6 protein-coding genes are annotated in these 7837 nt (G+C 41.0%); 3 read left to right on the top strand and 3 right to left on the bottom strand.

Translation table 11 applies throughout. The features are described 5' to 3' along the window. Positions 1–180 precede the first annotated feature (180 nt). Positions 181–909, top strand: a complete 729-nt coding sequence (locus ACNF42_RS08185; protein ID WP_443340277.1) for a hypothetical protein — start codon at positions 181–183, stop codon at positions 907–909. Positions 910–913: 4 nt separating this feature from the next. On the opposite strand, the gene ACNF42_RS08180 is transcribed toward ACNF42_RS08185, so the two are convergent. Continuing rightward, entirely contained in the window at positions 914–1963 is a 1050-nt protein-coding gene (locus ACNF42_RS08180) for an NAD(P)-dependent alcohol dehydrogenase (protein ID WP_443340276.1), read from the bottom strand. Positions 1964–2266: 303 nt separating this feature from the next. Continuing rightward, positions 2267–3232: an aldo/keto reductase gene (locus tag ACNF42_RS08175; RefSeq protein ID WP_443340274.1), complete on the bottom strand. Its 966-nt coding sequence runs from the start codon at positions 3230–3232 to the stop codon at positions 2267–2269. 278 nt (positions 3233–3510) lie between these two features. On the opposite strand from ACNF42_RS08175, the gene ACNF42_RS08170 reads away from it, so the two are divergent. Then, positions 3511–4596 (top strand): site-2 protease family protein, encoded by a 1086-nt coding sequence (locus ACNF42_RS08170; protein WP_443340273.1) that lies wholly within the window; start codon positions 3511–3513, stop codon positions 4594–4596. Positions 4597–4690: 94 nt separating this feature from the next. Beyond that, positions 4691–6112, top strand: a complete 1422-nt coding sequence (locus tag ACNF42_RS08165) for an APC family permease (protein WP_443340271.1) — start codon at positions 4691–4693, stop codon at positions 6110–6112. A gap of 254 nt (positions 6113–6366) precedes the next feature. Here ACNF42_RS08165 and ACNF42_RS08160 read toward each other — a convergent pair. Continuing rightward, on the bottom strand, positions 6367–7837 hold a 1471-nt coding region (locus ACNF42_RS08160), incomplete at its 5' end, for a hypothetical protein (RefSeq protein ID WP_443340270.1).

Genomic DNA, 7837 nt, shown 5'->3' with positions numbered 1-7837 from the left:
TGCTGATCCCATGAATAAAGCTTTACTTTCGCATAGCAGTCAATTCATGGCTGGAATGCGGATTCCGCATTACGTTTAATTGGAAATGTGAAAAGATCGGTCATAAAAAGAATTCTCATGGGAGGTTTATAGGAAAAGTCTATAGCCTATAATGTCAGTCTCTATAACGGTACATCCGGTTTGACAAATCTTCAATATTCCGGAGAGGGGAATCTCATAATTTCCTTTTCCTCACCATCAGGAGCACCTCCATTCTCTGGCACAATGACAGTCAAAGGATCATCTTCAGCAAGCAGCGGAACCTATCATATCAAAATATATGCAACCGGCTCTGATCCTTCCATATCCAATGCAACAATCACAGTTACTTATAAATCAGGGGCCTCAGGCTCTCCTTCATATATTCCCTATTTTCTTGGGTTCATCGTCATTCTGATCGGGCTTATAGGAGTCATTGTGGCACGTGCCTATTCCAATTCCAGGAGAAAGGAGGTTGGCGCATCCGCCCTTGTGATTTCATCCATAGTGGCCATCTACCTTCTTGTCTACGATACCAGCCTCAGGACACTTGCGCCGGACCATTATTATGGTCTAATACTTTTTCTGATTTTATCCATAATAGGTTTTATAATCACTGTGAGCATCAGATCACTTCAAAGGATAGCAAGCCTCACACTCTTCCTGGGTTCGCTGGCATTTGCCATTCTCATGGTGAGCGATGTCTTTTTTGGGCTTCCTATATCAAAAAGCTCAGGAATATCTCCAGCCATAGGGTGGAACTACCTGTTTGGCTTTGGACTCACTTCTGTATCATTCCTGTCAATATCACTGGCATTTTCCATTTTGTTCATTTCAGTAATGGTACTTGCAGGTGCTTCCCTGAGCATTTTTGAAAAATCTAAAAATTAAATATTTAATTATTTTTTCCTTTAAGATCTATGACAAATCTGTATTTCACATCAGATTTAACCACTCTGTCATAGGCCTTGTTGATCTCCTTTGGGCTGATCATTTCTATGTCCGCTGTTATGTTGTGTTTGCCACAGAAATCCAGCATTTCCTGGGTTTCCCTGATTCCTCCGATATTTGAACCCGCAAGCGTCTTTCTACCTCCCACAACTGCTCCTGCGAACACATTGTAGGAATTTCCCTTCTCTGGAAGTCCAACAAGAACCAAGGCTCCCTCTGGTTTCAAAAGGGAAAGGTACAGATTGATATCATGGACAGCTGGAATAGTGTCAAGAATAAAATCAAACTTTCCTGTGTGCTTCTTCAATTCATTTCTGTCCTTTGAGAGTATGACATCGGATGCCCCAAGTCTCTTTGCCTCGTCTATCTTTGAACTTGATGTTGTTAGCACCGTGACTTCTGCCCCCATTGCCTTTGCAAGTTTGACACCCATATGGCCGAGACCACCAAGTCCCGCCACTGCAACTCTGTCTCCCTTTTTTATGTCCCAGAATCTGAGTGGTGAATATGTTGTAATTCCTGCACATAAAAGGGGAGCTGAAGCTGCAAGATCAAGATTTTCAGGAATTCTTAATACGAAATCTTTGTCAACCACAATCTGACCTGAATATCCACCATAGGTTACTCCTCCCAGATGGCTGTCAGGAGAATTATAGGTGAAAATTGTGTTATCGCAGTAATGCTCATTGCCCTTCTTGCACTCCTCGCAATTTCTGCAGGAATCCACCATGCATCCCACACCAACCTTGTCTCCCACCTTGTAATTATTCACATTTTTTCCAACCTGTTTTACAACACCAACAATTTCATGACCTGGCACAACGGGATATTTTGCCCCTCCCCATTCATTGTTTGCAGTGTGTATATCACTGTGGCAGATACCGCAGTACTGTATATCTATGAGAACATCATTTTCTCCCACTTCTCTCCTCTCAATATTCATCTCATGGAAAATTCCATGGGGCTCATCAACACCATAAGCTACTGTTTTCATATTTCGTCCTCACGGTAAGAATTATTTTAGCATAGTTAAGATTTGGGAATATTTGGGAAAAATAAAAGTCACTATTAAGAAAATATCGTAGTCTTCTACATTATCAAAGTCTCTTGTTCTGAAGAAATGAATCAGTTCCTATGAGAGGTTTTTGCGCTTGGGATCTAAATAGGTACAGAAACAATTGATAAAATTTCTAAGAAAGGAGTTACAATCCAATCTCCTTTACCCATTCAAATTTCTTCCTGAACCTAATCTCCAAAGGACCTGCCCTTATCTGGAAAAAATGTGCAGATAGATGAATTAAAAATAATCCAGATCTATATTCATTTCCAGTGATTTCATCTCTTCCATGCTCAGTTCCAGATCGCCCGCAACAAGATTTCCCTTTACCTGTTCCTTATTCTTCGCACCTGGAATCACTGCTGCCCCCTTTTGGATAAGGTAGGCAAGGGCTACACTTCCAGGTTCGCATTTGTGCCTTTCTGCAATATTTCGCAATTCGTTGAACAACCCAGAGGCAGCCCTGATATTTTCAGTTCTGAAAAGAGCATCAGAAGATCGTATTTCCCCGGAGGGGAGGTGTTTCTCATCATATTTGCATGTCAATAGGCCTTTGGCAATAGGACTGTATGCAATCATAGTTATCCCGTGCTCCCTCATCAATGGAAAAGTCTCTTCCTCCACCTCTCTCTGTAATATATTATAACGCATCTGGTTTGAGACAAGATCGTGGTCTTTCAGCAAATTCAAAACTTCTCTTATCAGTGGTGCCGGAAAATTGCACACTCCAATGTGTCTGATCATACCCTCATCTGCAAGTTTTTCCATTGCGGAAACTGTCTCCCTGAGTGGTACATAATTATCCGGCCAGTGGAGCTGGTAAAGGTCAATATAATCAGTTCCAAGTCTCTTCAGGGAATTCTCACATGCCCTTATTACATCTCTGTATCTGAAGTGAGGAGGTGCAACCTTTGTGGCAATTATGAAATCCTTCCTTTGAAAATGTTCTGTCGCGGATTTAACAAGAGTCTCGGAATGCCCCATTCCATAAACTTCAGCAGTGTCTATGTAATTTCCCCCGTTTTTCAGAGAATATTCAATGGCATTGATTATATCTTCATCGCTGTAATCATTACCCCATCCTATTTTGCCAGCCTGCCATGCGCCAAATCCAACCACCGGTATCTTGAGTCCACTCTTTCCAAGTTCAATTTTTTTCATAAACATGTAAGTGGAATCATGGTTTGTTAAGAAATTTATTTCCATGCTGTTTCCTTATAAATAATGGATCGATAAACCTTAATTAAAATATGTCCATACGTCAGTGCCCTGAAAAATAGTATATCTGATAAATGAAGGTATATGACGACTTGGGGCTAAAAATTGCCCTTCCATAATGGGCCTCAGCACGAGTTGAGGATCTGTTTCCTGCTATGAAATGCCGATCAGAGGAAGGCGAAAAAATCCCCGTGGGTCAGTGGAATCAGGATAATGAATGATTCCCGTTAGATCGGGGAAAAGATCAAAAAAAGGGACGATAATTCATGGACAGGAATTCTGAAGTTGAACTTGAAAATCCTTCGGTAAATCGGATTGTTTCAATTGTGAAGCAGTATGTTGATAGTTATGAGATAGAGGTATCTCCCCTTTCCATAAGGTTCAAGTTCCTTGACAGTGACAATCCAGATATTTCTAAAAAATTTTCCGAGCTCAATAGGGCACTTATGGAGCAAGGGTATATTGCACAGCTTGTAAAGGACTATGAATATTATATAGTAGTTTCCAGAATGCCTCAGAGAAAATTTACCTCCATAAAGGTCAATATTATTCTTCTTATACTGACGATCCTTTCCACACTATATGCAGGATACCTGTTTTCGGAGGACTTTGTTCCAAAGGGCCCCTATCTGTTTTTGAGAACACTGATGTACAGTGCGCTCTTTTTCTCAGCACCTCTTTTAACAATACTTGGCGTTCACGAACTTGGGCATTACTTTGTTGCCAAACACTACGGTGTCAGAGCTTCCCTTCCCTTCTTCATACCATTTATCCCCCTGGCATACTCCATAGGCACCTTTGGTGCATTTATATCACTTCGTGATCCCTTTCCAAACAGAAAGGTGATGGCAAACATTGGTGCAGCAGGTCCAGTAGCTGGTTTTCTCACAGCTCTGCCTCTGCTCTTCGTGGCAGACTATCTACAGAAAACGATGATTCATGTGAAGAACTTTTCACCATATTTCCTTCACTATCCCTTAATTTACAATCTTCTGGACCTGCTACCTGTAAAGCCTCCTGTGTTTCCAATGGTATTATCAGTGTGGGTCGGTATATTTGCAACCGCAATGAACCTGATTCCTGTTGGCCAGCTGGATGGTGGCCACGTACTCAGGGGTATAGTCGGGAGAAAATCAATAATAATAAGCTACGGTTTTCTTCTTCTCCTTTTCTATCTTGGTCTCAATTACTTTGGCTGGATTCTCATAGCAATTCTCGTGATGTTCCTGGGACTTGAACATCCACCAGCACTGGATGATTCTACACCTGTGGGCATGAAAGAGATCGCAATCGGAATTATTGTTCTCGTGATGTTCATTCTCTCGTTCACGCCTGTCCCATTTTACATCTGAATGACAACTGTTCATTTTAAGGTGTTTTGAAAATTTGTCTTATTATGAGGAAATACTACAAAAACTATTTGTGTGATGAGGGCAATTTTGAACTATGGCTGATCGACTGAGGGAAAATACCATTGGAATGAGCCGATTAATATGGCAGGGATGGGGAATGACGGCCCCAGCGGCTGATATTGCATTTCTTCTGGGAGGAATAGCACTGGTTGCCCTTGGTGCGACTCCCCTTTCCATACTCATCGGTTTTCTGATCTACCTGACGATTCTGAACACCTCCTATAGGTTTTCAAGGATATATGTATCAGCCGGAAGTGACTTTACATATGTTGGAAAAGGCCTCGGAGGTTTCATGGCAACATTCGAGGGCTGGAATCTCCTCTTTGGGACAATGTTTGCCTTTGCCGGTTTTGGCATGCTTGGTCTTGCCGCATTCTTCGACATATTTGATTCCAGTATTGTTACTTCTTACCTCTGGATTCCCATTGCCCTTGCACTTAATGTACTGACCTTTCTGATTCTCTACAGAGGTATTGTTTTTTCAACTTCCTATCAAATGATCAGCGGAATAATAGAATTTATTGTTCTTGTTTCAGGAGGAATTGGTTTAATCATACTTGCAGGAAAGAACAACACCCTTGAGGTTTTCAATCCATTCATCTCCAGCGGAGGCATAGTTGGGTTCATTCACTCCCTGACACTCTCAGTTGTGACATTCATAGGGCTTTCCATAGCATTGACATCCATATCGGAGGAGGCCAATATACCAAGAAGGAATGTCCCACGATCCCTGATTGTTTCTTCCCTGGTAATAGGAGGTACCATCATTTTTCTATCCTATGCAATGACAGTGGCCTGGGGATACAACAACATGCTATCCTTCGGAAACTCACTGGACAATGGTCTGGTTCTATTCAATAAACTCAGCCCTGTTATGTTCGGCCTGCTCTTCATTTTTACTGTTAACAGCTTTATGGGAAACAACATATCCATGGGCACATCCATGACAAGGATATTCTATGCCTTCTCAAGGGACGGTGTGATATTTCCCAATTCATTTTCCAGGCTTGATAGGAGAGGAACTCCAGTCAATACAACATACTTCATATTGATAGTTTCAGTGTTTCTCTGCCTTTCCTTCGGACTTTACTTCGGTCCAGTAATTGGTGGTTATGTCCTTCTCTTTGCAGACGCTTTCTTCTCATTTCTCATAAGGTCCATATCATCAGCGAGTCTCATAGTTGACACATTTCGCAAGGGTAAGATGAATCTGAGGAGCCTATTTGGATATCTCGTAATTCCCATCATATCCATAGGCCTCCTGGGAACAGTTCTAATATCCAATTTCATACCGCTTCCCGTGTATCCATACAACTATGCCTCCATAATAGGAATAGTCATAATCGGAGTTATCTTGCTGATCACAGTTTATACGGCCAGAAAGCATCCTGAAATAGTATCAAGAGCAGGAGCAACATCTGTTGAGGACATACTGGAATATGGAGTTTCAGGATGATACATTTAGTATGGGTTTTAGAAAGTAAGCGATTTATGAAATTAAGTTTATAAAAATTGAATTTTGAGGGCTTTTAAGCTGATTTTCCCAATTGAATTATGATCCCATTTCGTTTTCTCACTTTTACGGAACTCCCAGTCGAGGAATAATAAAATAATGTAATATGATTCAAATCCTGATATGTACCTTCTGTTAACAATAAATTCAGCTCATTTTATAAGTTAGTGAATGAATTATTTGAAAAATGAAAAAATTCATATTGGCAACTCTTTTGCCAATGAAACGGAAGGATTAAATGAATATTCATCCCCTGCGTTCCCATAGAAATGAACTGTGTCTGATGATTGATAAAAGTAAACTTCCAAGGGGCTCCCATCTGTGTTAATTACCTTAAAATTATCCAAGGTAAACGTATTTAAGGTAATTGATTCCTGAACAATGATCGATATGGAAGTTAATGCAGCGGCGATCGATGTTAGAAGTCCGATCTCTGCAAAGGCAAGTGTAAGTTCATCAGCTAAGTCTTCTGCTGAACCAGCCAATGGTATTATATCTGTAATTGCATTAATTGCGAATGCCACACCAACAGCAGCTGAGAAAACACTTACTCCATTCTCCACCTGCTCAAGGTAGTTATTTGCATTATTCGATTCATTTGCTATGTAAGACAAATCCAAACTGCTGTAAACATCACCGACACCAAGTTGATATGCGTGACTGGGGGTAATCCCAAGCATGTTGATTGCTGTTGACCAGTAATCGGCAGTTTCAGATGCATTTCCATTATTGGCCACATTGTAGACGTAGCTTACCTTTACCTGAGGGTTATTCGCCCCAATCACCTGCATTGTGGTTACAGTTGGCCCTGGCGTTGCAACACAGTAATAAGTACCATCATTATTCCTTTGAGTTGTAATGTAATATGGCCTGAATTCCAGGGCTTCAAAGGAAACGTTTGAGATGTAGTTTATTGACATGTTCTCCCCGGGAACGTTAAGGTCTATTGCTGTTTCGGATGAATAGGGCAGGGTTGCCTCGTATGATGAGGTTGTAGACTGAAATGTACCTGATTGATTCTGTGTGTACTGTGCTGAATTGAATTCCATAGTTATATTTGCAGTTACGCCAGTAGAAGACAGAACGAAATCAGAATATGAAGGCAGGTTCATGCTTGAATAGAGAAGCGGAAGCATTCCTGTCCATGTTTCAATCTTGATTGTCTTATCAACAACAGATGGTGTGCACGGGTTTCCATTTCCGCCCCCTCCTCCACCACCTATTTCCCTGAAGCTCTTCTCCTTAACCATGTTCGGGGTTGCACTTCCATTAATTTTTCTCTCAAATACGGGCTTCGAGAGATTGAAATAGACTGTGCTGGACAGATTCAACGGACTCATTCCATGATAAAATTCGAATGATTCAATGGAATTAAATACAGGATTGAATGGGGAATATTCAATGTTGTTGAAATAGTCAAAACCGTATAATGTATTGTTTCTTATGTAGGAATAGGTTGCCTCCTCCATTAAAGATACTCTGTACTTCTGATTTTGAACCACATATCTCCATGCCTGTGCTATGTTGAGAAGGGAAGGGCTGTTGACATATCCTGTTATCATTCCATAGCTATCCGATCTCCCGTTGAAAACATCCACTACGTAAGGATTATCTGAAAGATTGTACGTTATATTCTTACTTCCGAAGTTTCCTCCAGTTGTGATCCAC

The organism is Cuniculiplasma thermophilum (genome assembly GCF_052315355.1).
In the GTDB taxonomy this organism is placed as follows: Archaea; Thermoplasmatota; Thermoplasmata; order Thermoplasmatales; family Thermoplasmataceae; genus Cuniculiplasma.
This window is presented reverse-complemented; position numbering and strand designations above follow the sequence as displayed.